This window comes from Streptomyces sp. NPDC091682 (assembly GCF_044756625.1).
Classification (GTDB): Bacteria; Actinomycetota; Actinomycetes; order Streptomycetales; family Streptomycetaceae; genus Streptomyces.
In genome coordinates this window covers 227489-251019 of sequence record NZ_JBIVTH010000002.1, presented here as the reverse complement: position 1 = coordinate 251019, position 23531 = coordinate 227489, and the positions used below count along the sequence as shown (strand labels likewise).

General features: G+C 70.5%; 18 protein-coding genes, 3 pseudogenes and 1 riboswitch. Of the genes and pseudogenes, 14 read left to right on the top strand and 7 right to left on the bottom strand.

Going from position 1 to position 23531, the window contains the following annotated elements; genetic code table 11:
- Positions 1-76 precede the first annotated feature (76 nt).
- The 7 genes and pseudogenes from galE to ACIQK6_RS05500 all read left to right on the top strand — a co-directional run bounded on the left by galE (position 77) and on the right by ACIQK6_RS05500 (position 6894).
- Positions 77-1087, top strand: coding sequence for a UDP-glucose 4-epimerase GalE (gene galE, locus ACIQK6_RS05530; protein ID WP_329095916.1), 1011 nt, complete (start codon positions 77-79; stop codon positions 1085-1087).
- Positions 1088-1182: 95 nt separating this feature from the next.
- A pseudogene (locus ACIQK6_RS05525) lies at positions 1183-1473 on the top strand (hypothetical protein); the annotation flags it as partial.
- Between the two features lie 210 nt (positions 1474-1683).
- Positions 1684-2892: an IS110 family transposase gene (locus ACIQK6_RS05520; RefSeq protein ID WP_329095915.1), complete on the top strand. Its 1209-nt coding sequence runs from the start codon at positions 1684-1686 to the stop codon at positions 2890-2892.
- Positions 2893-2957: 65 nt separating this feature from the next.
- On the top strand, positions 2958-3488 hold the full coding sequence (locus ACIQK6_RS05515; protein WP_329095913.1) for a hypothetical protein: 531 nt from the start codon (positions 2958-2960) through the stop codon (positions 3486-3488).
- A gap of 127 nt (positions 3489-3615) precedes the next feature.
- Positions 3616-4833: a hypothetical protein gene (locus ACIQK6_RS05510; RefSeq protein ID WP_402694362.1), complete on the top strand. Its 1218-nt coding sequence runs from the start codon at positions 3616-3618 to the stop codon at positions 4831-4833.
- Between the two features lie 28 nt (positions 4834-4861).
- Positions 4862-5629, top strand: coding sequence for a hypothetical protein (locus ACIQK6_RS05505; RefSeq protein ID WP_329095909.1), 768 nt, complete (start codon positions 4862-4864; stop codon positions 5627-5629).
- Between the two features lie 131 nt (positions 5630-5760).
- Positions 5761-6894 carry an IS630 family transposase gene (locus tag ACIQK6_RS05500; protein WP_402694361.1) on the top strand — a complete coding sequence of 378 codons (1134 nt, stop codon included), beginning with the start codon at positions 5761-5763 and terminating at the stop codon, positions 6892-6894.
- On the opposite strand, the gene ACIQK6_RS05495 is transcribed toward ACIQK6_RS05500, so the two are convergent.
- The 3 genes from ACIQK6_RS05495 to ACIQK6_RS05485 all read right to left on the bottom strand — a co-directional run bounded on the left by ACIQK6_RS05495 (position 6859) and on the right by ACIQK6_RS05485 (position 9399).
- Positions 6859-7392, bottom strand: coding sequence for a GNAT family N-acetyltransferase (locus ACIQK6_RS05495; protein ID WP_402694360.1), 534 nt, complete (start codon positions 7390-7392; stop codon positions 6859-6861). The genes ACIQK6_RS05500 and ACIQK6_RS05495 overlap by 36 nt on opposite strands.
- Before the next feature lie 245 nt (positions 7393-7637).
- A complete protein-coding gene (locus ACIQK6_RS05490) occupies positions 7638-8126 on the bottom strand; it encodes a DUF4430 domain-containing protein (RefSeq protein ID WP_402694359.1) in 489 nt (162 codons plus the stop codon).
- Positions 8127-8294: 168 nt separating this feature from the next.
- Positions 8295-8368, bottom strand: a riboswitch (cobalamin riboswitch).
- Positions 8369-8478: 110 nt separating this feature from the next.
- The gene (locus ACIQK6_RS05485; protein ID WP_402694358.1) at positions 8479-9399 is read right to left on the bottom strand and encodes a cobalamin-binding protein; all 921 of its coding nucleotides are present in this window, start codon (positions 9397-9399) and stop codon (positions 8479-8481) included.
- An 82-nt stretch (positions 9400-9481) separates the two neighbouring features.
- Here ACIQK6_RS05485 and ACIQK6_RS05480 point away from each other — a divergent pair, with 82 nt between their 5' ends.
- The 4 genes and pseudogenes from ACIQK6_RS05480 to ACIQK6_RS05465 form a co-directional block, all read left to right on the top strand.
- Positions 9482-10762 (top strand): GNAT family N-acetyltransferase, encoded by a 1281-nt coding sequence (locus tag ACIQK6_RS05480; protein ID WP_329095904.1) that lies wholly within the window; start codon positions 9482-9484, stop codon positions 10760-10762.
- Between the two features lie 116 nt (positions 10763-10878).
- On the top strand, positions 10879-11022 hold the full coding sequence (locus ACIQK6_RS05475) for a hypothetical protein (RefSeq protein WP_329095903.1): 144 nt from the start codon (positions 10879-10881) through the stop codon (positions 11020-11022).
- Positions 11022-11927: a hypothetical protein gene (locus ACIQK6_RS05470; RefSeq protein WP_329095902.1), complete on the top strand. Its 906-nt coding sequence runs from the start codon at positions 11022-11024 to the stop codon at positions 11925-11927. The genes ACIQK6_RS05475 and ACIQK6_RS05470 overlap by 1 nt, the downstream gene beginning before the upstream one ends.
- 536 nt (positions 11928-12463) lie before the next feature.
- A pseudogene (locus tag ACIQK6_RS05465) lies at positions 12464-12849 on the top strand (transposase); the annotation flags it as partial.
- A gap of 127 nt (positions 12850-12976) precedes the next feature.
- On the opposite strand, the gene ACIQK6_RS05460 reads toward ACIQK6_RS05465, so the two are convergent.
- Complete coding sequence (locus ACIQK6_RS05460; protein ID WP_402694357.1) at positions 12977-14407, bottom strand: short-chain fatty acyl-CoA regulator family protein; 1431 nt, start codon at positions 14405-14407, stop codon at positions 12977-12979.
- 212 nt (positions 14408-14619) lie between these two features.
- On the opposite strand from ACIQK6_RS05460, the gene ACIQK6_RS05455 reads away from it, so the two are divergent.
- The 3 genes and pseudogenes from ACIQK6_RS05455 to ACIQK6_RS05445 all read left to right on the top strand — a co-directional run bounded on the left by ACIQK6_RS05455 (position 14620) and on the right by ACIQK6_RS05445 (position 18207).
- A complete protein-coding gene (locus ACIQK6_RS05455) occupies positions 14620-16140 on the top strand; it encodes an MmgE/PrpD family protein (RefSeq protein WP_329095898.1) in 1521 nt (506 codons plus the stop codon).
- Positions 16140-17044: pseudogene (gene prpB, locus ACIQK6_RS05450) on the top strand (methylisocitrate lyase). The gene ACIQK6_RS05455 and the pseudogene prpB overlap by 1 nt, the downstream one beginning before the upstream one ends.
- A gap of 26 nt (positions 17045-17070) precedes the next feature.
- Entirely contained in the window at positions 17071-18207 is a 1137-nt protein-coding gene (locus ACIQK6_RS05445; protein WP_402694356.1) for a bifunctional 2-methylcitrate synthase/citrate synthase, read from the top strand.
- A gap of 58 nt (positions 18208-18265) precedes the next feature.
- On the opposite strand, the gene ACIQK6_RS05440 is transcribed toward ACIQK6_RS05445, so the two are convergent.
- From ACIQK6_RS05440 to ACIQK6_RS05430, 3 genes are all read right to left on the bottom strand, one after another.
- Complete coding sequence (locus ACIQK6_RS05440) at positions 18266-20695, bottom strand: SpoIIE family protein phosphatase (RefSeq protein WP_329095893.1); 2430 nt, start codon at positions 20693-20695, stop codon at positions 18266-18268.
- An 88-nt stretch (positions 20696-20783) separates the two neighbouring features.
- Positions 20784-21941 (bottom strand): PP2C family protein-serine/threonine phosphatase, encoded by a 1158-nt coding sequence (locus tag ACIQK6_RS05435; protein ID WP_402694355.1) that lies wholly within the window; start codon positions 21939-21941, stop codon positions 20784-20786.
- Positions 21942-22205: 264 nt separating this feature from the next.
- Positions 22206-23393, bottom strand: coding sequence for a serine hydrolase (locus ACIQK6_RS05430; protein ID WP_329095889.1), 1188 nt, complete (start codon positions 23391-23393; stop codon positions 22206-22208).
- Positions 23394-23531: the final 138 nt, after the last annotated feature.

Genomic DNA, 23531 nt, shown 5'->3' with positions numbered 1-23531 from the left:
CACCGGGGTCCGCGGGACAGCCCGTAGGCTCTGCCGGATCAGCAGTGTCCGAAATGACGAGCGGGTGGGATTCCACATGAAGGTCCTGATCGCCGGCGGCGCCGGATTCATCGGCAGCACGGTGGCGTCGGCCTGTTCGGACGCCGGGATCACTCCGGTGATCCTCGACAACCTCGTCACCGGAAGGCGCGAATTCGCCCAGGACAAGGCCTTCTACGAAGGCGACATCGCGGACGGCGCGCTGATCGACCGGGTCTTCGCGGAACACCCCGACATCGAGGCCGTGGTCCACTGCGCTGCGCTCATCGTCGTGCCCGACTCCGTCGGTGACCCGGTGGGCTACTACCGCGCCAACGTGGCCAAGAGCCTGGAATTCGTCGCGCACCTGTTGCGCAACGGCTGTAGCCGCATGATCTTCAGCTCCTCGGCCTCGATCTACCGGGAGGGCGACGACCTGACCGTGGACGAGGACTCTCCCATCGACGCGAAGAGCCCCTACGCCCGGACGAAGGCCGTCTGCGAGGCCATGTTTGCCGACATCGCCGCCAGTCAGCCGATCAAGATCCTTTCCCTTCGGTACTTCAACCCGATCGGCGCGGATCCCAAGATGCGCACGGGTCTGCAACTCCGCCACCCCAGCCATGCCCTCGGCAAGATGATCCAGGCGATGGAGAACGGAAGCGACTTCTGCGTCACGGGCACGACGTACGGCACGCGGGACGGTTCCGGCATCCGCGACTACATCCACGTCTGGGACCTGGCGTCCGCTCACGTTGCTGCCCTGACCCAATTCGACACCCTGCTGACCGACGCGGACCCCGCCCTGGCGATCAACCTCGGCACGGGTACCGGAACGACCGTCAAGGAGCTCGTCGAGGCCTTCAACTCCGTGGCCGACAGGCCGATTTCCGTGATCGAGGCCGATGCGCGCCCGGGCGACGTCGTGGGCGCGTACACCCGCAGTGACCGTGCAGAACGCCTCCTGGATTGGCGGGCCGAGTACTCGATCGTCGACGGCATCCGCCATTCGCTGCACTGGGCGACCGTCCGCGACACCCTTCTCGCGGACTCCGGCCGGTCCCGGTAGCCCTTGGTCGGACCGGTCGGCGCGGGGCGTGTCCCCCGCCGGCTAGGCAGTCCGCCTCGATGCCCGCGCGCACGAGCACCTGGCTGTCGCAAGGCGCATCGCCCCGGCGACGAGACATCGCGGCCCGGCGGACTCTGACAGTGCTGCTGAACGCCGGTGCGGGCCTCCACAAGAGGTGCTGCGGCGACCCTGGATACCGGCCCCGAACGTTGCGCGGCGTGCGCGAGCGGATGACATACGCACGGCGTAGCGGTGAGCCGGACGCCAAGGCGCTTGTTCGGCGTGATGTGCCACAGCCCCGCCCTGACCACCGGACGGGGCCCAGCCGGCCAACCCAACCGGCCACCGGTCCGCTGAAACGCTTCCTTACCTTGTTGGCGGGTTGATTCCGGTCCTTCGTACGATCGGGAGACCCGGGGGCCTGGGTGTGGCTTTAGCGCGCTCATGCCGTAGGTGTGGCTTTGACTGATTGGCCGCCCAGTGCCCCGCGACGACACGGCCACTCATTGGGATGAGCGAATAGAGATCGCTTCGTAAGGACACGTCGGCGTGGTCGTCTGCAGGGACCAGTCAACCGGACGACGAGGGAGGCTCGGGTGCCCGAGCTCTGGGCGGGGACGGATGCCGGCAAAGCCGCGCATCACTGCACGGTGATCGACACGGACGGGACGAAGGTGCTCTCGCGCCGGGTGCCCAACAACGAGCCCGAGCTCCTGGAGCTGATAGGCGACGTCCTCGCACTGGCAGAGGACGGTCCGGTGACCTGGGCCGTCGACTTGAACGCCGGCGGTGGCGCTTTGCTAATCGCTCTGCTGACAAGCCATGGCCAGCGGCTGCTCTACATTCCTGGCCGCACCGTTCACCACGCCTCCCGTGGCTACCGTGGAGATGGCAAGACGGATGCGAAGGACGCCTACGTCATCGCCGATCAGGCACGGATGCGGCGGGATCTGCAGCCTCTGCAGGAGTGGGACGAGATCGCGGTGGACCTGAAGATCCTCACCGCCCGCCGCTACGACCTCGCGGCCGACCGGACCCGCGCCATCAACCGGATGCGAGCCCAGCTGCTGGAGTACTTTCCGGCGCTGGAGCGGGCCTTCGACTACGCCGCTTCCAAAGCCGCACTCATCCTTCTGACCGGCTACCAGACCCCGGCTGGCCTGCGCCGGGTCGGCCCGAACAGGCTCGCGACCTGGCTGAAGAACCGCAAAGTCCGTGCCGCCCAGGCGATGGCCGAGGCGGCGGTCGCTGCGGCACAGGCCCAGCACACCGCCGTGGCCGGAGAGAGCACAGCCGCAGCCGTGGTGAACGCCCTGGCCAGGGCAGTGCTGGCTCTGGACGAAGAGATCGCCGACATCGACGCGCAGATCGCGGCCCGCTTCCGAGAGCACCGACACGCCGAAGTGGTCCTCAGCATGCCCGGCATGGGCACGTTGCTGGGAGCGGAATTCATCGCCTGCACCGGCGGTGACATGGACGCCTTCGGCAGCTCGGGGCGACTCGCCGGCGTCGCAGGCCTCGCACTGGTCCCACGGGACTCCGGTCGGATCAGCGGCAACATGCGCCGACCACACCGCTACCACCGCAGGCTCCTGCGCGTCTTCTACCTCTCCGCCCAGATCGCCGCCCGCTTCTGCCCCACCTCGAAGACCTTCTACGACCGCAAACGAGCCGAGGGCAAGAACCACAAGCAGGCGATCCTCGCCCTTGCTCGCCGCCGCCTCGACGTCCTGTGGGCCCTCATCCGCGACCAACGCCAATGGACGGCCCAGCCACCGCAACCGGTGCTGCCCGGCGCCGCATAAAGCCGGCCAGCCCCATGGAGGTAGGTTGATCACCAGCTTGCTGAAGGCCCTGGGGAGGAGCTGCTGTGACAGAGATCGAGGTCCCGGGACCTGAGCCCGACTGGCAGCTGGCCACGCAGCCGCCTTACTACACCGGCAAGAACCCCGCCAACCAGTACAGCCTCTGGGAGCACTCCGTCCCGCTGTTCCAGATGATCGGAGCGTTGGAGCTGCCGGTGAAGCCCGTGGCCCAGCGGCTACGTCTGGGCGTGGAGCGGTCCTGGGACGGGCTGGACGAGCTCGACGTCGTGCTGTTCCGGCTGAAAGGCTTCAGCTTCGCGATCAGCAAGCACGACAGCCATCCGTTCGGCTTCTCGTATGTCTGGCTCACTCAGCCGCACGAGCAAGCCGACAAGGCCCTGGACACCCTGCTGGCAGTAGTTGGGATCGGGGAGAACGCCGTCGCATTCCGCGGAGACGCTCACGATTACCGAGCAGAGCGGATCGCGGCATCACAGGACGCCGGCTCTCCTGACGAAGTCCCTAGCGTCCTCGTGCCGACCTCTCTGTGGGCAAGGTTCCGCCGCGCCATCGGCATGACATCAGCCACCCAGTAGGCATCCTCGACCCTTGACAACGGTCATTGGGAATCAGTCACAACTGGCGCGGCCCGCCCTCCTGGCGGGCGTAACGAAGCCGCAACTGGTTGGTGAACACCCGCCGACAGACTCGCACCCTCGCCACATGCCTGACACCCTGTCAATTGTGCACCCGGCCAATGTGTTCGAAGAGCCCTCACTCGGGATCGCGGGCAGGCGCCCGTTCTTCCTGGCACGCCGGCGATTCCGGAGAGTCGCCGCCTTCCCCTTCGCCATCCTCGTGCTCGCCACCGGGATGCTCGCCCTCACCGGCAACCTCCCGGTCCCGGGAGTGCCCGTGGTCGAGCTGAAGGGGCGCGTGGCCTCCAAGGCCGACCTCTTCGCGGATCCGGAGGTGCAGCGGATCCTGATGCGCCACCGGATCAAGGTCACCGTGGACGTCGCCGGGTCGCGTCAGGTCGCGGAGGGTGACCTCAGCCAGTACGACTTCGTCTTCCCCTCCGGGCAGGCGGCGGCCGACACCATCAAGGAACGCCGGGAAGCGGCGCACGAGCATGCCATGATCAAGCTGCCGTTCAACAGCCCACTCGTCATCGCGACCTACCGGGCCTACGCCGAGGCCCTGGTCGGCAGGGGGGCGGCGGCACCCCAGGGCACCGCCTCCGCCGACACCCTGTACTACGACCTAGACCTGGCCAAGTTCCTGGACCTCGCCCGCACCGACACGACCTGGAGCGACCTCGGACTGGATCCGGGCCGGATCAACAACAACGTCGTCGCCGCCTACACCTCGCCGTACTGTGACTCGAACTCCGCGGAGACCTACGTCAGCCAGGTCGCCTTCTCCTACCACGGCAGCCGCACAGTGGACGAGGCTTCTGCCGACGACGTGGGCAGGGCCGTCAAACCACTCCTGGAGGCTCAGGGACGCCCGGCCAGCGACCGCTTCGACTCCTTCGTCAACGGCGAGGACTCCGCGCCCACCCCGGTGGTCTACGAGCACCAGTACCTCGCCTACCAGCTCCACCACAAGTCGGTGAAGGGCAAACCCGACACCACCCGCGTCCTGCTCTACCCGGACAGCGCGTTCGTGACCGAACCGCGCATCATCTCGCTGAAGCCGCGGGCCGACGAACTGGCCGTCCTCATCGACTCCGACCCCGAGTTACGCAAACGGGCAACCGAGCTCGGCTTCCACACCGGCCTGGACGCCCACGGCCAGGACCAGCTCCGGACCTTCCTGGGGAGCCGGAACCTGCCCGCACCCGCCACGGTCAACCGGACCCGCGCCCTCCTGCCCTCGCCCAAGGCCCTGGAGACCATCCTCCAGGCAGTCGCCGGCTGCAAGCGCATCCTCTCCTGACCGCCCCCGCGACAAGGAAGCGACGGCCATGTCCAAGCTCTGGTTCAGCGAGTGGTGGTGCTTCCTGTCCGTCTGGGCGGCCGCTGTCGCGAGCCTGATCTTCCTCATCGTGTACTGCCTCCTGGAATTGCGCGCGCAGCGGATCACGGGACTGGACCTCACCCAGGGCATCTGCGTCTACCTGGACGATTCCGCCATCACCGACAGCTATCAAATGGGCCGTCACTCCGCGGCCCTCGTCCAGGCGGTCGAGCACCAGACCAACGGCGGCTACACGGTCAGCGCCGCCAGCCCGGACGGCACGCTGGGCTTCGAAAGGACCCGGGGGGAACAGCTGATCACCAACTACGTCCAGACCCACACCCCCATCGAGGTGATCGGAATCCTCGTCGACGCCATCGAGAAAGGGAACGGCATAGTCCACGCCAACCTCAAGACCAGCACGCTCCGCAAGAACCCGGCGCTCGTCAAACTGCTGAGCGATCTCGGCCAGTCCGATCCGCTGCCCAAGAGCACCCTGCTGAGCCACGTCGAGGACTACGTGCTGGTCAAGGGAAGATTCCGGCTGGCCGCCCGGACCTCCGAGGACCCGAGCGGCACCACCGTCTTTATCGCCTCCTACGCCGGCGTCGGTTCCGCCGTCCCCTCGGCCCGCGTCCGTCTGGCCTGCGCCAACGCGGGCCTGCGCCGGCACACTTCCGCCGGCGAGTTCTCCGGCAGCTGCCTGGGGAAGGTCAAGGGCTGGAACTCCGAGGACGGCGCCCTGGACATCCACCCGGTCGTCATCTTCCAGTAGCCAACGAAGGACCCGGCGACGGATCCCAGGCGCAGAACACTAGTGCCGCATCAGGCAACGTTTGCCCTGTTGTGATGTGACGCGCCGTCCGGGTGCTGTGCCGGGCGGGGTGTGTCGGTCACTCTGTCCGGGTGGCGATACGAGTGCAGGTCCGTGAGATTGATGATGACGAGGGGCGGCGGCTGCTGCGGATCATCCGCAGGGGCACCGGGTCGGTGGTGACCTGGCGACGGGCCCAGATGGTGCTGCTGTCCGCGCAGGGCATGCCGGTGGCGAGGATCGCCGAGGTGTCGTTCACCAGCGACGACCGTGTCCGGGACGTGATCCACAACTTCAACACGGACGGCTTCGACTCGCTGTACCCGAAGTACAAGGGCGGTCGGCCGAAGACGTTCACGCTGCCTGAACGCCGCGAGATCAAGAAGATCGCCAAGTCCAAACCCACCGAGCACGACCTGCCGTTCTCGACCTGGAGCCTGACCAAGCTGGCGGACTTCCTGGTCGCCGAGGGGGTGGTCGACGACATCAGCCACGAGGGCCTGCGTATCCTGCTCCGCGAGGAAGGCGTCTCCTTTCAACGCCTGAAGACATGGAAAACCTCCCGCGACCCCGACTACGCGGCCAAGAAGGCCCGCGTCGAGCACCTCTACGCAATCGCCGACGGCGAGGTCATACCCGAGGACGGCGAACCCGAAGTCATCTTCTGCATGGACGAGTTCGGCCCCCTCAACCTGATGCCGCAGCCGGGCCGGCAGTGGGCCGAACGCGGAGGCAAGCACAAGGATCCCGACCGGGAACCCCGTCGGCGGCGCCGGGCTACCTACAACCGCTACGGCGGAGTACGCCACCTGTTCGCTGCCCTGGACCTGGCCAAGGACAAGCTCTACGGCCACATCAAACCGGTCAAGCGGCGGACGCAGTTCCTGGAGTTCTGCCGCTACCTGCGCAGCCTCTACCCACCGACCGTGCGGATCGCGATCGTCAGTGACAACTTCTCGCCGCACCTGACCACGAAGAGATGCCAGCGGGTCGGCACCTGGGCCGCGGCGAACAACGTCGAGATGGCCTACACCCCGACCAACAGCTCCTGGCTCAACCGCATAGAGGCCCAGTTCACCGCCCTGCGCTACTTCACCTTGGACGGCACCGACCACGCCGACCACAAGGAGCAGGGCAGCATGATCCGCCGCTACATCATCTGGCGAAACCGCCATGCCGACGACCAGGACCTACGCGCCGTCGTCGACAGGGCTAACGTTGCTTGATCCGGCCGTGGTACTGAACGAGATCCAGACGTCAGGTGCCAGGTCCGGCCGGTTCGGCACCGGTCTGCGCTCCTCGGTCCAGGCGTCGCCGTTGATCTCTGTGGCGACGCGACGCCAGAACTTCACCGCGCCCGGGTTGGCTTCCTGGAACGCGATCTCCCACGGCCCTGGATGCAGGGCCACGATGCTCTGAGCAGCGTGCATCCCGGTCCCCGCCCGCCGTGCCCCGCGCACCACGAAGAAGCTGTTCATCACGCGCGTCGGACCAATCAGACCGCGGACGAACGCGAATCCGATGGGCCGGTCACCTCTCGTCAGGAGATACGGTGCCCGGTCGGGGTCGGAGAAGGCCATGTGAAGCCATTCGTCTCGGAAGGATCCGTCGGGGTTGGGCAGGTCACCCTCCAATTCCGACATGTCATGTCGGAACATCAGCCACAGGCGCTCGGCTGTGGGCTTGTCGGCATGGTCTGCGAGGCGCAGGGAGATGTCTGACACGAGACTCCGTGGTGAGGGTGGTCGACTTCAGCCCGAGACAATCTGCTTCCGGGCATGAAAAAGCCTCCCCGACGGAATAAGAACTCCGGACCGGGAAGGTGAGTTACTCAAGGTGAATCTAACAGGCAAGTGCGCGGGCCTGTACTTGTATCGCTGCATGACGGAGATGGCCGCCCCATGCCGCCCGGCCAAGCATCCGGGCGGCGCGTCACACCACAACAGGGCGAACGTTGCCTGATGCGGCACTAGAAGGACGTCCAGGTGAAGGAGACCTGGTCGCCGGCGTTGAGCTTGAACTGGCAGCCGCCGACCGGAGTGGGGGTGCCGTTGACGGCGATGCTCCAGTACGCGGAGCCGCCGCCGCTGACGTTCTTTATGGTGTCGACGGAGAAGTCGTCGAACGACGCGTACCAGGTGCCGTCCCAGGCGAAGCCCTTCTTGTGGGCGGCGTCGTCGAGCGCGGCCGTCGGGGTGGGGACCTTGGACGGGTTGGCGCCGCCGTTGGTGCCGTCGCACTTGTGGGTGCCACCGGTCGCGGTGGTGACGTCGTGGCCCTTGGTCTTGACCTTGCCCTTGAACAGCAGTCCGTCGGGTTCCTGGACGGTGAGGTTCACCTTGACGGCCGCGTTCGTGTTCGGCTTCGGCTTGGCCTCGGCCACGGCCGGAGCGGTGGCGAGGGCGAGACCGAGGGCGAGCGTGGTGACCACCGAGCGGCGGACGAGGGTCTGGCGCATGGAGTGCCTTCCTGAGCGGATCTTCGGGTCTGCTCGCGCGAACCCTCCGACCCGCACCCGCGCACACCCCGTGCGGGCGTCCCTCAGGAGGGCGCACGGGGGTGCCGGGCCGGGCTGGGGCTTCGTACTGCAGACCATGACAGTGGGAAGCGGTGCACATCGCACCCCGGGTTCTCCGACTCACGGCGTTGCGGACGCCGTTCACGGTTGCAGGTCAGCGCCGGATTCCCACCGGCTTCCCCCAGTTGTGCATGCATTCGGTTGTGGCTCGGGCCGCAGTGGGCCGGAGCAGAACGCATCGTACGGCCTGGGGGGAGGGGAGCGGGAGCGAACCCCGGATTCGGGCCCGCCGTCAGCCGCGGCCGAGTCGGCGGGCTTCCGCCGGACTCACCGGCGCCCCCGCCCCGACCCCGTGCAGGACGTGCGCCAGTACCTCCGCGCCGCGTACGACGCGGGGGCCCGGGCGGTTGAAGTAGGCGGGCCCGTCCAGCACCCACACCTCGTCCGCGCGCACCGCGGGCAGCTCCTCCCACCCCGGCAGCGAGGTCAGCAGCTCCCGCTCGCGCAGGGTGCGTTCCGGGCCGAACCCGCAGGGCATGAGCAGGAGCACGTCCGGGCGGGCGGCCCGGACCGCCTCCCATTCCATCGGCCGGGTGTGCTCGCCCGGCGCGGCGATCAGCGCCTCACCGCCCGCGCACGCGATCTGCTCCGGCACCCAGTGCCCGGCCGGCCAGAGCGGATCGAGCCATTCGATCGCCACCACCTTGGGCCGCTGCCGCCCGGCCGTCCGCGCCCGTACGGCCTCCAGCCGCGCGGCGAGGGCGCGGCGCCGCTCCCGCGCGCGGTCCGCCACGCCGAGCAGCTCGCCCACCGTGACCAGGCAGTCCAGTACCTCGCCCAGCGTGCGCGGTTCCAGACTCAGCACGCGGGGCCCGCCGTCCCGGACGCGCACGGCCCGGCTCACCCCCGCGTAGGACACCGCGCAGACGTGGCACAGGTCCTGCGTCAGGACCACGTCGGGAGCCAGTGTGCCGAGGGCCTCGGTGTCGAGGGTGTAGAGCGAGGAGCCGCTGTGCGCGGCGCCGCCGACGGCATCGGAGATCTCCCTGCTGCTCAGGGTGTCCGCCGAGAACTCGGCCGAGGTCACCACGGGCACGCCGGCCACCGCCCGCGGCGGCCAGTCGCACTCGTGCGTACGGCCCACCAGATCGGCGGCCAGACCGAGCTCCGCCACGATGTCGGTGGCCGCGGGCAGCAGGGAGACGATGCGCATCCTCCGAGCCTAGGTGCGGTCCGGCCGATCGTGCTGAATAAAGCAGGTGCCCGAAGCTGACGGACCGTCGTACCTTGGCCTGATGATCGACTCATCCCCAGCTCAGACTGCCTCCGACATCGAGATCCGCCCCATCGGCGAGCACGAGATCACCACCTGGGACCGCGCCCTGATGCGCGGATACCTCAGCCCGCACGAGGGCGACGGCACGGAGGTGCGCCAGCGGCAGTTCGTTCCGGGCCGCTGGCTGGCGGCGGTGGACCATACGGCGGGCGGGGCCTTCGTCGGTACCTTCCGCAGCTACGACCTGGACCTGACCCTTCCGGGCGGAGCCGCCGTGCCGGTGCACGGGATCACCGGGGTGAGCGTGGCCGCCACCCACCGACGCCGCGGGCTGCTCAGCCGGATGATGAACGGCGACCTGGCCGCCGCCCGCGAGCGGGGCAGCGTGGCCGCCGTGCTCATAGCCTCCGAGTACCCGATCTACGGCCGCTTCGGATTCGGCCCGGCGACGCGGATGGCCGGGCTGACGGTCGACGTGCCGAGGTCGGGGGGCCTGCGGCCCGACCTGAGCACCCCGCTCGGCGGACGGATCGACTTCGCGACCCCGGAGGAGGTTCGCAAGCTCGGCCCCGAACTGTACGACCGCTGGCGGCTCACACAGCCCGGCGCACTGAGTCGACCGGCCGCCAACTGGGCGATGGACACGGGCGAGGTGGTGCTGCCCGCGCGTGGTTGGAAGGAGCCCTTCTTCGCCGTCCACCGCGATGCGACCGGGGTGGTCACCGGCCTGGCCGTCTACCGCGTGGACGACAAGTGGATCGGCATGACACCGGACTCCACCCTCAAGGTGATGGACTTCCTGGCCCTCGACCGGCCGACTGCCAACGCCCTGTGGCGGCTGCTCTTCTCGGTCGACTGGGTACAGCGCATCGAGGTTGAGGACATCGGCCCGGACGATCCGCTGCCGCTGCTGCTGGCCAACCCGCGCGCGGCCACTCCGCACGTCTCCCAGACGGACTTCACCTGGCTGCGGCTGCTCAACCTGCCCGCCGCCTTCGCCGCCCGCCGTCATGCCGGGCCCGGCCGGGTGGTGCTGGCCGTGACCGACCCGCGCGGCTGGACCAGTGGCAGTTGGCTGCTGGAAACGGCCTCGGACGGCACCGGCCGCTGCACCCCCACCGAGTCGCCCGCCGACCTCACCCTCGGCGTGAGCGAACTCAGCACCCTGTACCTGGGCACCGAGTCCGCCGGCCGCCTGCTAGCCGCCGGGCTGCTCGCCGAAAACACCCCGGGCGCGGCGGACCGCCTCGACCACCTGCTCCACACCCCGATGCGGGCCTGGAACACGCTCACCATCTAGCGGGCGAACGTCCACTTCGCGAGCCGGTCCACGATCTCCAGGACCGACCTGCGCGCGCTGGCGGAGATGAACGCGAAGACGAAGAACGACGGGCTGAGCTTGTGCTTCATGGTCTGGTGAAGAACGCGACCGAAGGCAAGGACGAGTGGGACGTACAAATCGAGAAGGGCAGCAAATTCAGGATGTGCGCCGGGAGCAAGAACCAGGGCAAGAACAGTTCGCACGCCAACATCTCGCCCCAGGAGCACGTGACTCACTGATGGACACCGCACCGGCTGATGCCTACGTCCGCATCCAGTGCAACCTGCCGGGCGTGGAGACCGCGGAGGAGGCCCTGCGGCTCTGTCTGCCCCTGGTCGCCGAGCTGTCGCCCCGCGAGGTCCAGTTCGAGGCGGCGCATCCGCACAGCCTACGGACCGGGTTCCTGGTGGGTCTGCTCACCGTGCTGCCACCGGCGCCCGCCACCCCGGCGGACCAGGAGGCCGCACTGCGCGCCGCCACCGACGGACTGATCACCCGGCTGGGGCTCGACCCCGCGGCGCTGCACGTCGACGCACAAACCCCGCACGCGGGAACCCTCAATGCGGACGAGGCCGACTGGGCCGCCGGCCGTACCGCCTACGGTACGTACTCCCTCTGCGCGCGGCTGGGTGCCGACCCGTTCCACGCACCCGAGGACGGCGACGAGTACGAGGTAGAGGACCTGGTCGCGGAAGGCCCCGTCGAACCCCTTGACGACCCCGAATCCCTCGCCGCACTGGCCCGGGACCTCTCCGGTGTCCACGTGTCGCTCACGGCACGGGCGGCGGGCGTGTCCCCGGACGCGGCCGTCCGACTCACCGAGGAACTGGGCGAGCGGATCGGTGCCCTCGCCCTGGGCTCCCACGGCGGGATCCAGCTCCAGCAAGAGCCCGATCATGCCGGGGACGGCTCGTCGGCCGTCGGGGCGTTGCTCGGCCCCGTGGACGTGGCGGCGCCCGAGGTGCTCGCCGCCGTGTCCGAGGCGCTGGAGGCGGAGGGATGGCAGCGGGTGCAGGGCCCTGCGGGCCCGCTGCTGTCGACCCTGTGGCAGCCGGGGGTCGCCTCCGGGACCGGGCTGACCGGTCTCGACCTGCACGTCGCCGAGGGCTGGACGCTGTTCCTGGCCGCCGCCGACGGCCAGTGATCCGCGGAGCTTTATGGTCCTGCTGGTGGTGGCGGGAGTGAGAGGCGATCGAGCTGACCGTCGAGATGGGCAATGACTTTTCGGAACTCGCGGGAACTGCGAGGGGACATGACCCGAAGCGCGGTGTCGAGGACAGCACGGGCCTGCAGGGGATTGCCGCAGCAGTACTCGTGCACGTCGCCGTGCTCGTAGTGGTGCCATAGCTCGCGCGCGGACCGGCGAACATGGTCCCTCCACATGCGCACGGCCCAGCCGATTTCTCCCGGCGCCAGGTAGTTGCGGGTGCGCTCAAGGCGGGCGATCTCGGACAGCACTCGAGGGGACAGCCCGTTGATGGCGGCCTTGGTGTCCTGCTCACCGAGCCGATGCGGGAGGCCGGCCCGGATCTGTCCTGGCCGGTTACGCGGCATGGACCTTTCGGTTTGTCATCATGCGGAACATGTTGCCATGGCCTCGAACGACGCGTCGAACGGGATAGCTCATTCCGGGAGCCGTCCGCGGAAGCGCCACACTTCCGGGAGGCCTTCTTCGCGTGCCTGACCGCTCGGCGTGACGAACTGTTCGAGCTCGCGGACGCATTGTTGTGCGCGGACGGGCCGGTGACGGCGCCGGTTGACCTGACGCTGCTGGCCGAGCACCGCCGCGGGCACGGCGCGCTGTACGACGCTCTCGAATCGGGCCGCCCCTCCTGGTGCCAGCTGCTGGACGCCGTCCGGCTCGCCCCCGAGGACGACGTCGCCGAGCTCACCGCCCGCCAGGTCCGCCGGGTGGTCGAGGGCGATCCGGGCATCCTCATCGTCTTCGACGTCGGATACGACGCCCGCACATGGCCTACCTGCTCAACGGGCTCCCCATTGAGCTCCTGGGACGCATGTGCTCGGACCGTGCGCCCAAACCCACCAGGCCCGGTCCTGGCAGGCCACTCGGCTCGCAGAACCAGATGCCCGCCACCCGCTACGACGTGGGCAAAACCGTCCGGCGCCCAGATCGACGACAAGGGACGCACTGACTGGTGGGACTAGAGGGCCGGGGTCAGGGCCGGGCCCGTGTCAGCGGTCCGCGATCACCGGGTACGGGACGTGGGTGCGCAGGTCGGGATCGACGGAGAGGATTCCGCCGGCCGGGGGACGGGCCCGCTGGGCGCAGTCCCGCCGTTCGCAGATCCGGCAGCCCAGCCCGATGGGCGTGGTGGCGTGCGCGTCGTGCAGGGCGATGCCCTCCGCGTAGACCAGGCGCGGGGTGTGGCGCAGCTCGCAGCCCAGGGCGACGGCGAAGTCGGCCCGGGGCGCGTGGTGGCCGAAGCCCCCACGGGTGACCGTGCGGGCGATCCAGAAGTACTTCTTGCCGTCGGGCATCTCGGCGACTTGCGTGAGGATGCGGCCGGGGGAGGAAAAGGCTTCGTAGACGGTCCAGAGCGGGCAGGTGCCGCCCAGCCGGGAGAAGTGGAAGTCGGTGGCGGACTGGCGCTTGGAGATGTTGCCCGCCCGGTCGGCCCGAAGGAAGGAGAAGGGCACTCCCCGGTTCCCGGTGCGCTGGAGGGTGGACAGGCGGTGGCAGACGGTCTCGAAGCCGACTCCGAAGCGGGCCTGCAACAGTTCGATGTCGTACCGGAGCCGCTCGGCCGCCGCGTGGAAGGCGGTGTACGGCATGAGGAGCGCGCCCGCGAAGTAGTTGGCGAGCCCGATGCGGGCCAGGCCCTCCGCCTGTGGCGAGGACAGGTCCGCCGCGTCGACCAGTCCGGTCAGCAGGGGGCCCTGCTCCAACAGCGCGAACTGCGTGGCCAGTTGGAAGGCGCGCTGTCCCTCGTTGAGCCAGGGGGAGAGCAGGAGCAGTCCGCTGTCGGGGTCAAAGCGCCGTGCGTCGGCGGAGCGTTCGGGGCCCGCCTGGAGCACTTTGATCCCGTGCCGGGTCGCGAGGCGGCCCGTGAGCGCGTCCGCGGCGCGGCCGACCCGGCCGAGGCCGAGTGCTCCGGCGGTCTGCTCGGCCTCCGTTTCTAGGGCGGCGAAGTGGTTGTGGTGGGCGTAGAAGAAGTCCCGCACCTCGTCGTGGGGTTCGGCCGGCAACAGGCCCGCGGTGTCCTCGGGGGAGGCCAGGGCGACGACCCGCTCGGAGGCGTCCCGGTAGCGCTGGTGGAGGGCGACGAGGGCGCGGGCCACCTCGGGGTGGTCGCGGGCCACATCGGCGATCTCGTCCCCCGGGACCGGGCTTCCGCACGCCTCGTCCCCGAGCGCCGCCCGCAGATCGGTGGCCAGACGTTCCTCTCCGGCCTCGGAGAAGAACTCCGGATCGACGCCGAAGACCTCGGCGATCCGCAGCAGCACCGGAGCGGTCAGCGGCCGCCGGCTGTGTTCGATCTGATTGAGGTAGCTGGTGGACAGACCCAGGGCGTGGGCCAGTTCGACCTGGTTCATGCCCCGCTCACGGCGAAGCCTGCGCAGTTTCGCGTGTGCGTAGATCTTCCGTCCGGCAGGCCGTCCCATGGGGATCCCGAGCTCCTCTCCACCCGTCCTCACCTGTGAAGTTAGCATCCGCACCATTCGCAGAATTCGCAGTTTCGCACGTGAGGCAGGGACGGATTACGCAGTGTGGAGCCGTCGCCCCGGCCCTCCGGGAGGGGAAGACTCACCTTCGAACGACGGCGCACCCACCGCCCCACCGTCCCACCGTCCCACCGCACGCTGCGAGGAGCCCCGTGATCGACCATCAGGTACGTGTACACCCCAGCGCCGACCGCCTGCCCCGCGAGGAGCAGCTCGCCTGGAAGCTGGCCGTCGTGGCCACCGGCACCCAGGACGCACCGGACCTCGATCCAGGGTCCGCGGCGACGGCGGTCGACCGGATCATCGACAACGCCTCGGTCGCCGTGGCCTCGTTGCGCCGCCGCCCGGTCGCCGTCGCCCGGGCCCAGGCCCTCAGCCACCGGACCCCCTCCGGCGCGTCGGTCTTCGGCGTCGCCGCCGGGACCCGCGTGTCGCCGGAGTGGGCGGCCTGGGCCAACGGCACGGCCGTGCGCGAGTTGGACTTCCACGACACCTACCTCGCCGCGGACTACTCCCACCCCGGGGACAACATCCCGCCCCTGCTGGCGGTGGCCCAGCGCACCGGGCGCTCGGGCGCGGACCTGCTGCGGGGCATCATCGCCGCCTACGAGGTCCACGTCGCCCTGGTCAAGGGCATCTGCCTGCACGCGCACCGCATCGACCACGTCGCCCACCTCGGCGCCGCGACGGCGTGCGGCATCGGAGCGATGCTGCGGCTGGACACCGAGGTCGTGTACCAGGCGGTGCAGCAGGCGGTGCACACCACCACCTCGACCCGGCAGTCGCGCAAGGGCGAGATCTCCAGCTGGAAGGCGTTCGCACCGGCCTTCGCCGGCAAGGCCGCCGTGGAAGCGGTGGACCGGGCCATGCGCGGCGAGGGATCCCCCTCGCCGATCTACGAGGGGGAGGACGGCTTCCTCGCCTGGATGCTGGACGGCCCGGACGCCTCGTACACCGTGTCGCTGCCCGGGCCCGGCGAGGCGCGCCGCGCGATCCTCGACACGTACACGAAGGAACACTCCGCCGAGTACCAGGCGCAGGCGGTCATCGACCTCGCCCGCACCCTGCGCGAGAAGGCCGGCCCGCTGGAGAAGGTCCGCTCGATCGTCCTGCACACGAGCCACCACACCCACCACGTCATCGGCTCCGGTTCCGGCGACCCGCAGAAGTACGATCCGGCCGCCGGCCGCGAGACCCTCGACCACTCGGTGCCGTACGTCTTCGCCGTCGCCCTCGAGGACGGCGGCTGGCACCACGAGCGCTCCTACGCCCCCGAGCGCGCGGGGCGGCCCGCCACCGTCGAGCTGTGGCGGAAGATCTCCACCGCCGAGGACCCCGAATGGACCCGGCGGTACCACGACCCGGACCCGTCCCGTCGGGCCTTCGGCGGCCGCGCCGTGATCACCTTCGAGGACGGCTCCGTCATCGAGGACCAGCTCGCCGTCGCCGACGCGCACCCCGCCGGAGCCCGCCCGTTCGACCGGGCCGGCTACACCGCCAAGTTCCGCACGCTGACCGAGGGGATCGTCACCGGAGCGGCCCAGGACCACTTCCTGCAGGCCGCGGACCGGCTGGCGGAGCTGGGCACCGCAGGCCTTGCCGACCTCTTCCCCACCGTCGACACCAACGCCGTCGCCGCGGCCGACGCACGGCTCCCGAAGGGCCTGCTCTGATGCTCCACACCCGCACCACGCCCGCGTCCCGCCGCCGCACCTTCCGCGAACGGCTCGCCTCCGGGCGGCTGCTGAGGATCCCGGGCGCGATCAACCCGTACTCGGCCCGGCTCGTCCAGGAGGCGGGGTTCGACGCCGTGTACCTTTCGGGGGCCGTGCTCGCCGCCGACCTGGGCCTGCCCGACATCGGTCTGACCACCTCCACCGAGATCGCCGCCCGCGCCCAGCAGTTCACCCGCGTCACCGACCTGCCCGCCCTCATCGACGCCGACACCGGCTTCGGCGAGCCGATGAACGCCGCCCGCACCCTCCAGCTCATGGAGGACGCGGGGCTGGCCGGACTCCACCTGGAGGACCAGGTCAACCCCAAGCGGTGCGGCCACCTCGACGGCAAGGGCGTCGTGGCGCGCGCGGAGATGGCACGCCGGGTCCGCGCCGCCGCCGACGCCCGCCGCGACCCCGACTTCCTCCTCATGGCCCGTACCGACGCCCGCGCCGTCGAAGGCCTGGCCGCCGCGATCGACCGGGCCAAGGCGTACGTGGACGCGGCGCCGACGCCGTCTTTCCCGAAGCGCTCGCGGACGAGGCCGAGTTCGAGGCCTTCCGCAAGGCCGTCGACGTCCCCCTCCTCGCGAACATGACGGAATTCGGCAAGAGCAGGCTGCTCGACGCACGCACGCTGGAGAACCTCGGATACAACATCGCGCTGTACCCCGTCACCCTCTTCCGCCTCGCCATGGGCGCGGTCGAGGACGGCCTGCGCACCCTCGCCGCCGAGGGCACCCAGGAGTCGCTGCTGCCCCGCATGCAGACCCGCTCCCGCCTCTACGGGGTGCTCGGCTACGAGGACTACGCCGCCTTCGACTCGACCGTCGCCGACTTCACGCTCCCGCCCGGCAACTGACCGACCACCCGCACCGGAGGCCACCCATGACCGCCACCACGCCCGAGATCCACCGCGGTCTCACTGGTGTCGTCGTCGACACCACCGCCATCTCCACCGTCATCCAGGAGACCAACTCCCTCACCTACCGCGGGTACCCGGTCCAGGACCTGGCCGCCCGCTGTTCCTTCGAGGAGGTCGCCCACCTCCTCTGGTACGGCGACCTCCCGGACGCGGACCAACTGCGCGAGTTCCGGGCCCGCGAGCGCGCCCTGCGACCCCTGGACCGGACCACCGCCGAACTGCTCGCCCGGCTGCCCGAGACCTGCCACCCGATGGACGTGCTGCGCACCGCCGTCAGCGTCTTCGGCTCGCAGGACCCCACGGAGGACGACGGCAGCACGGAGGCCAACCGCACCAAGTCCCTCGCGCTGCTGGCGAAGCTGCCGGTCGTGGTCGCGGCGGACCACCGCAGGCGCCGCGGACTCGCCGCCCTCCAGCCGGACCCCTCGCTCGGATATGCGGAGAACTTCTTCCGGATGTGCTTCGGAACGGTGCCGGCCCCCGAGGTCGTCCGGTGCTTCGAAATCTCGCTCATCCTCTACGCGGAGCACAGCTTCAACGCCTCCACCTTCACCGCGCGAGTGGTCACCTCCACCCTCTCCGACCTCTACAGCGCGGTCACCGCGGCCATCGGCGCCCTCAAGGGCCCGCTCCACGGCGGGGCCAACGAGGCCGTGATGCACATGCTGGGCGAGATCGGCGACCCGGAGCGGGCAGGGGAGGCGCTGGACGGGGCGCTCGCCGCCTGCAGGAAGATCATGGGCTTCGGGCACCGCGTCTACAAGAACGGAGACTCCCGGGTGCCGATCATGCAGGAGGCCACCGACCGACTCGTCGCCCGCGCCGCGGACCCCGACGCGACCCGGCTCGCCACCCTGCACGCCTCGCTCCGGCACGCCATGATCAGCCGCAAGGGGATCCACCCGAACCTCGACTATCCCGCCGGGCTGGCGTACCACCTGATGGGGTTCGACGTCCCGACATTCACCCCGCTGTTCGTGATGAGCCGGATCACCGGCTGGACGGCCCACATCACCGAACAGTTGGAGCACAACGCCCTGATCCGTCCTCTCGGCTCCTACACCGGCCCCTCCCAGCGCCCCCTCCCGGCCCGCGGTTGAGGGCGGCCCCCGGGAGCCGCCCCCGGGAGCCGCCCTGGGGAGCCGCCCGGGCAACGTGTCAGGAACCGCGGCGCCAGGGGATCTCGGCCCACACCTGCTTGCCGCTGCTGAGCGGCACCGAGCCCCAGGCCGTCGCCGTCGCCTCGACGATGAGCAGCCCGCGACCACCGGTCGACTCCCAGCTCACCCAGACCGGTTTCACGGGGCTGCGCGGCGACGCGTCGTTCACGGCGATCCGCAGCCGGTCCGCCGACAGGGTCAGGTCCATCCCCACCTCGCCCTGGGTGTGCGCAATGGCGTTGGTGACCAGCTCGGACACGACCAGCAGGGCTTCGTCGAGTTCCTCCACCACCCCCCAGGACCGCAGGGTGCGCGCGGTGAAGCGGCGCGCGTGCAGGACCGCGTTGGGCACCCGCCACACCGTCCAGTGGCTCCGCATCGGCCGGTCCCCCTGGCCGTCGTAGCGCAACACCAGCAACGCCACGTCGTCGTCGCGCCGGCCCACGCCGATGACCAGCTCGTCGGCGATCCCTCCGACATCGACCGGGTCGGCCACCGCGAGCACGTCGCACACCCGCCGTACGCCCTCCTCCAGGGGCAGTCTGGCCGACTCGACCAGGCCGTCGGTGAGCAGCACGAGCAGGGTGCCGGGGACCAGCCCCGCCTCGGTCATGGGGAATTCCGCTTCCGCGAGCACACCCAGCGGAGGACCGCCCTCGACCACCATCTCCTCGGCGACGCCGTCGGGATAACGCAAGATCGGCGGCAGGTGGCCGGCCCGGACGACCCTGGCGATGCCCTCCTCCATGTCCAGGTCCACGTACCCGCAGGTGGCGAACAGGTCCGTCTCCATGCCGGCGAGCAGCCGGTTGGCCCGCGCGACCACCACATCGGGAGGGTGTCCCTCCACCGCGTAGGCCCTGACCGCCGTACGCATCTGGCCCATGATGGTGGCGGCTCCCGCGCTGTGGCCCTGTACGTCTCCGATGACGAAGGCCACGTGACCGTCACGGAGCGGAATGACGTCGTACCAGTCGCCGCCGACCTCGAGTCCGGCGGTCGCGGGCAGGTAGCGGGCGACCGCGACCCCGCCCGGCAGCTCCGGGAGCTTGCGGGGCAGCAGACTGCGCTGGAGCATGGTGGCCAGTTCGTGGCCCGCGTCCAGGGCGTGGGCGCGCACCAGCGCCTGCCCCACCAGCCCCGCGGTCGCGGTCAGCAGCGACCGTTCCTCCGGCCCGAACCGGTGCTCCGCGTCCCACCCCACCAGACACACCCCGACCAACCGGCCGTCGGCGGGCAGCGGCAGCACCGCGAGACCACCGGGCCCGACGTCCAGCAGGCCGGGTTCCAGCGCCGCCCCCGGCGGCCACAGGCTCATGTGCCCGCCGCGCAGCGCGCTCTGCAGGGTGGGCAGGTCGCTCAGCGCCACGTCGGGCCATTCGGACCGCCACTCCGAGCGCCAGACCTCGGGCCAGGCATCGGGTTCCGGAGGATCGAGGGCGGTGACGATCAGCCGTTCGGGCTCCAGCTCGCCGACCGCTACTCGGGAGGCGCCGAGCGGCTCGCGCAGGGCTGCGACCACCAGCCGGCTGACCTCCCGGATGGTCGCCGCTCCTGCCAGGGTGGCCGACAGCCGCTGGACGAGGGAAACCTCGTCGGCACTCGGGCGCAGGTACGTGGCATCGGCCACCACACCCAGGACGCGCCGCGGCGTACCGTCCGGGTCCACCTCCACGCGGCAGCGCAGCCCCAGCCAGCGCAGCTCGCCGTTCGGGCGGCGGATGCGGAACGCCAGCTGCTGTCCGGCGGCGGCCAGCCGGTTCGGCTCCACGATCGCCATCAGGGCGGGCATGTCGTCGGGCACGGCGCAGGCGAGCACGGTCTCCACCTGCCCGTCGAACTGCCCGGGCGGTAGACCGAGCAGTTCCAGCACGTGCGCGTCGGCCTCCATACGGCCGGTGGCCAGCTCCAGGATGAACGCGCCGCCCTGGTCGGGCACCAGCGACTGGCTCAGATGGGCCTGTGGGGACTTGCGTCCGGCGAAGCGTCCGGCTACTGATTCGAGTCCCGTGGCCACCTGGTCGGCGTAGAGCTCCAGGAGGCTGCGGTCGTCCGCGCTGAATCCGTTCCCGGTCTGCCCGGCGACGATCAGACATCCGAGCTCCTGGTCGTCGTACCCCAGCGGTAGCGCGCCCAGGGAGATCCGAGCGGGGGAGTTGGGGGCGCCGTCCCGCACCCGGGTGGGGAAGTGGTGGGGGTCCTCCTCGATGAACGTGGCGAGTTCCTTGGGGGCTAGCCACAGGGGACGGCCGGAGCGGAAGGCGTTGGCGGCGGGCGAATGGCCGGCCACGGCGAGGATGGCCGGCAGTCCGTAGAGGACGCCCCGGTTTCCGGTCAGCTCGGCGAGATGGAGCTCCCTGCCCTGGTCGGCGACGACGTAGACAGCGGCGAGCTCGGCCCCGCAGAACGAGAAGCGATGACCGTTCACTGTCCGTATCACCTCCTCCCGGGGCATCGAGCTCGCCGTCCTTCCTCCATGCTGTCGCGTCCCGGACCGTCCGGGCGAGTCCGGGGCGCTACGCCGGACCTCCGGCCGGCCGCTGCACCTCGTCCGAGCCCCGGTCCACGACGACGACGGCCGCATCGTCGGCGAGGCGGTCATGGGTGTGGCGGAGCAAGGCCCGGTGCAGGCCCTCCAGGAACGCCTGCCGGCTGTGGTCGCGCATGTCCACCATGGCTTCGGCCAGGTCGAAGAAGGCCTTGTCCGGGTCGCGGGCCTCGATGACACCGTCGGTGTACAGCAGCAGCCGGTCCCCCGGCGCGAACGGATAGCGGTCCGCCCGCCCGGGAGGACCGCTGACGAATTCCTCCAGGCCGAGCGGCGGCAGCGGGGTGGTGGGCATCAGGGGCCGGACCGCGCCGTCGCACAGCAGCAGCGGGGGCGGATGGCCCCGGTTGATCACGTCGATGTGCGGGCCGTCGGGGATCTGGGCCACGAGCGCGGTGACGAACCCCTCCAGGAGCGCGTCCGCGTTGCCGGCGCCCGAGACGTAGGCATCCCGCAGCAGGGCCGCCTCGCAGCGGTCGACGACCTCCATCAGGTCGTCCTCGTAGTGGACGGCCTCCCGGAAGGCGCCCAGCACGATCGCGGCGGCCCGTACGGCGGGCAGCCCCTTGCCCCGGACGTCCCCGACGATCATCCGGACCCCGTACCGGGTCTGGACCACGTCGTAAAGATCGCCGCCGATCTGGGCGCCCGTCTCGGCCGCCAGGTACATGCTGGCCGCCCGTACGGAGCCCAGCCGGCCCGGCACCGGCCGCAGCACGACCGCCTGGGCGGTCGTGGCGATCCGGCGGACCTGGTTGAGCTCGTTCTCCGTGCGCGTGCGCGCCGAGTGGCTGGTCAGGAAGCTCGCCACCGAGACCAGGAACAGGGCCAGGAAGTTGGTGTAGACCTGCTGGCTTCCCCAGGCGCCGTTGTAGCTGGCGGTGGCAACGCTGACACCGACGGCCACCCCCGCAGCCGCGAGCGTGCCCTTGGGGCCCATCGTCACGGCCGCCAGAGCGGGTGTCGCGACCAACAGGGGGCCGGTGTAGAGGACGTGCAGGGGCGTGAACTCGACGAGCAGCACCAGCAGGGCGATCGCGAAGGGCACGCACTCCGCCAAGACGAAGAGGACCTGGTGGTGGCCGTCGGCTCGCGGTCCATGGGGCGAGCGCACGGGCGCTCTCATGAGTACAGACTGCCCCGCCCGCACCCGTGGCCGCCACTCCGGTGCACCGCGACCGTGGCCCTCCGGCGTGATCACCACGAAGTCGGCGACCCCCGAACGGACCGTGCTCGGCGGGAGCCGGACCGGCTGCACCACGGTGATCCGCGCGGGGGTGAGGGCGAGCGGGCGGACGACCCGGGCGAGGCCGTGCTCGTACGTCCGCGCCCGCCCGCGGGCCGCCTCGAGTCCTGCGCAGGCCCGCGAGCCCGGGTGCGGTGCGCGCGGTCACGGGCTCCGGCGGCGGCGCAGGACGGCTGCCCCGGTCAGGGCCGCCACCGCGGCGAGGAACGCGGCCGACAAGCCGTAGACCACCGGCGTCTCCACGTCGATCCCGTCCGGGGTGACGGCGCGCGCGGCGACGGTGCGCGGTGTCGCGGGCGGCGCCGCGGGCGGCGGCGGGGGGTCGAGCGATCCGACCGGATCCACCCGGCCCGCCGCGGCGAATCCCCAGTCCAGCAGGGACCGGGCTTCCTCGTACACGGCGTTCGCGCCGCCCCACTGGGGGTTCATCACCGTTGCCAGCAGCGTGCGACCGTCCCGACGGGCGGCTGCGATCAGGGTGAAGCCCGCCTGGGAGGTGTAGCCGTTCTTCACACCGATGATCCCCGGGTACCGGCCCGTCCCGTCCTGACCGGTCACCAGTCGGTTGGTGTTCTCGATTCCGTACGTCCAGGTGGGACTGCCGTCGGCGTTGGTGCCGCCGGGGAAGCGGGCGTCGGCGGTCGCCGCGTACTCGGCGAAGGCGGGGTCGGCGAGGCCCGTACGGCCGAAGACGGCGAGATCGTAGGCCGAGGAAGCCTGGCCGTCCGCGTCGAAACCGTCCGGGGAGACGACGGTGGTGTCCCGCGCACCGAGGGCGCGTGCCTTGGCCTGCATCTGCGCGGACGTGACGTCCCAGCCGCCGTTCATCGCGGCCAGCACGTGCACGGCGTCGTTGCCCGAGCTGAGGAAGACGCCCCGCCACAGGTCAGCCACCCGGTAGGTGTGATCTGCGGACAGACCCACCGTGCTGCTCCCCTCCGGTACCTCGTCCAGCTCGGCCTCGGTTACCGTGTGCCGGCCCGAACCGGGCAGGTGGGGCAGTGCGGTGAGGGCGAAGAGCGTCTTGAGGGTGCTGGCCGGTGGCAGCCGGCGGTGTGCGTCGTGGGCCGCGAGCACCGCACCCGTACCGGCGTCCGCCACCAGCCACGACAGGGCGGACACGTCGTCCGGCAGTGCGGGCGCCCCCTGCCGCGCCCGTACGTGGGTCCCGGCGCGGTGCAACAGCGAGGCGTCGACGGCAGGGGCGGGTCGCGGTGGCAGCGGCTCCGCCCGCGCGGTGCCGGCGGCCGTCGGCACGAGGAGGACCGATGCACCGATGGCGAGGGCCGCGGCGCCCGCGCCGGCCCTGCGTCCAGAGGATCTGATGCTCATTCATCCAGCGTAGAAACGCATCGGGCCGCGCGCAGCGAGGCGTACGCCGACCGGTGGTAGGCCGGGGTGCGGACGCGGGGCCGACGAGGGCGCTCCGACCCCGTCGCGTTCCGGGCGGTGCACCGGCAGGACGCCGAA

Coding starts and splice junctions, on each gene's coding strand:
- galE (WP_329095916.1), top strand. CDS start 77: ATGAAGGTCCTGATCGCCGGCGGCGCCGGATTCATCGGCAGCACGGTG.
- ACIQK6_RS05510 (WP_402694362.1), top strand. CDS start 3,616: ATGCCTGACACCCTGTCAATTGTGCACCCGGCCAATGTGTTCGAAGAG.
- ACIQK6_RS05505 (WP_329095909.1), top strand. CDS start 4,862: ATGTCCAAGCTCTGGTTCAGCGAGTGGTGGTGCTTCCTGTCCGTCTGG.
- ACIQK6_RS05490 (WP_402694359.1), bottom strand. CDS start 8,126: ATGCGCCAGACCCTCGTCCGCCGCTCGGTGGTCACCACGCTCGCCCTC.
- ACIQK6_RS05485 (WP_402694358.1), bottom strand. CDS start 9,399: ATGCGCATCGTCTCCCTGCTGCCCGCGGCCACCGACATCGTGGCGGAG.
- ACIQK6_RS05480 (WP_329095904.1), top strand. CDS start 9,482: ATGATCGACTCATCCCCAGCTCAGACTGCCTCCGACATCGAGATCCGC.
- ACIQK6_RS05470 (WP_329095902.1), top strand. CDS start 11,022: ATGGACACCGCACCGGCTGATGCCTACGTCCGCATCCAGTGCAACCTG.
- ACIQK6_RS05460 (WP_402694357.1), bottom strand. CDS start 14,407: ATGGGACGGCCTGCCGGACGGAAGATCTACGCACACGCGAAACTGCGC.
- ACIQK6_RS05445 (WP_402694356.1), top strand. CDS start 17,071: ATGACCGCCACCACGCCCGAGATCCACCGCGGTCTCACTGGTGTCGTC.
- ACIQK6_RS05435 (WP_402694355.1), bottom strand. CDS start 21,941: ATGAGAGCGCCCGTGCGCTCGCCCCATGGACCGCGAGCCGACGGCCAC.
- ACIQK6_RS05430 (WP_329095889.1), bottom strand. CDS start 23,393: ATGAGCATCAGATCCTCTGGACGCAGGGCCGGCGCGGGCGCCGCGGCC.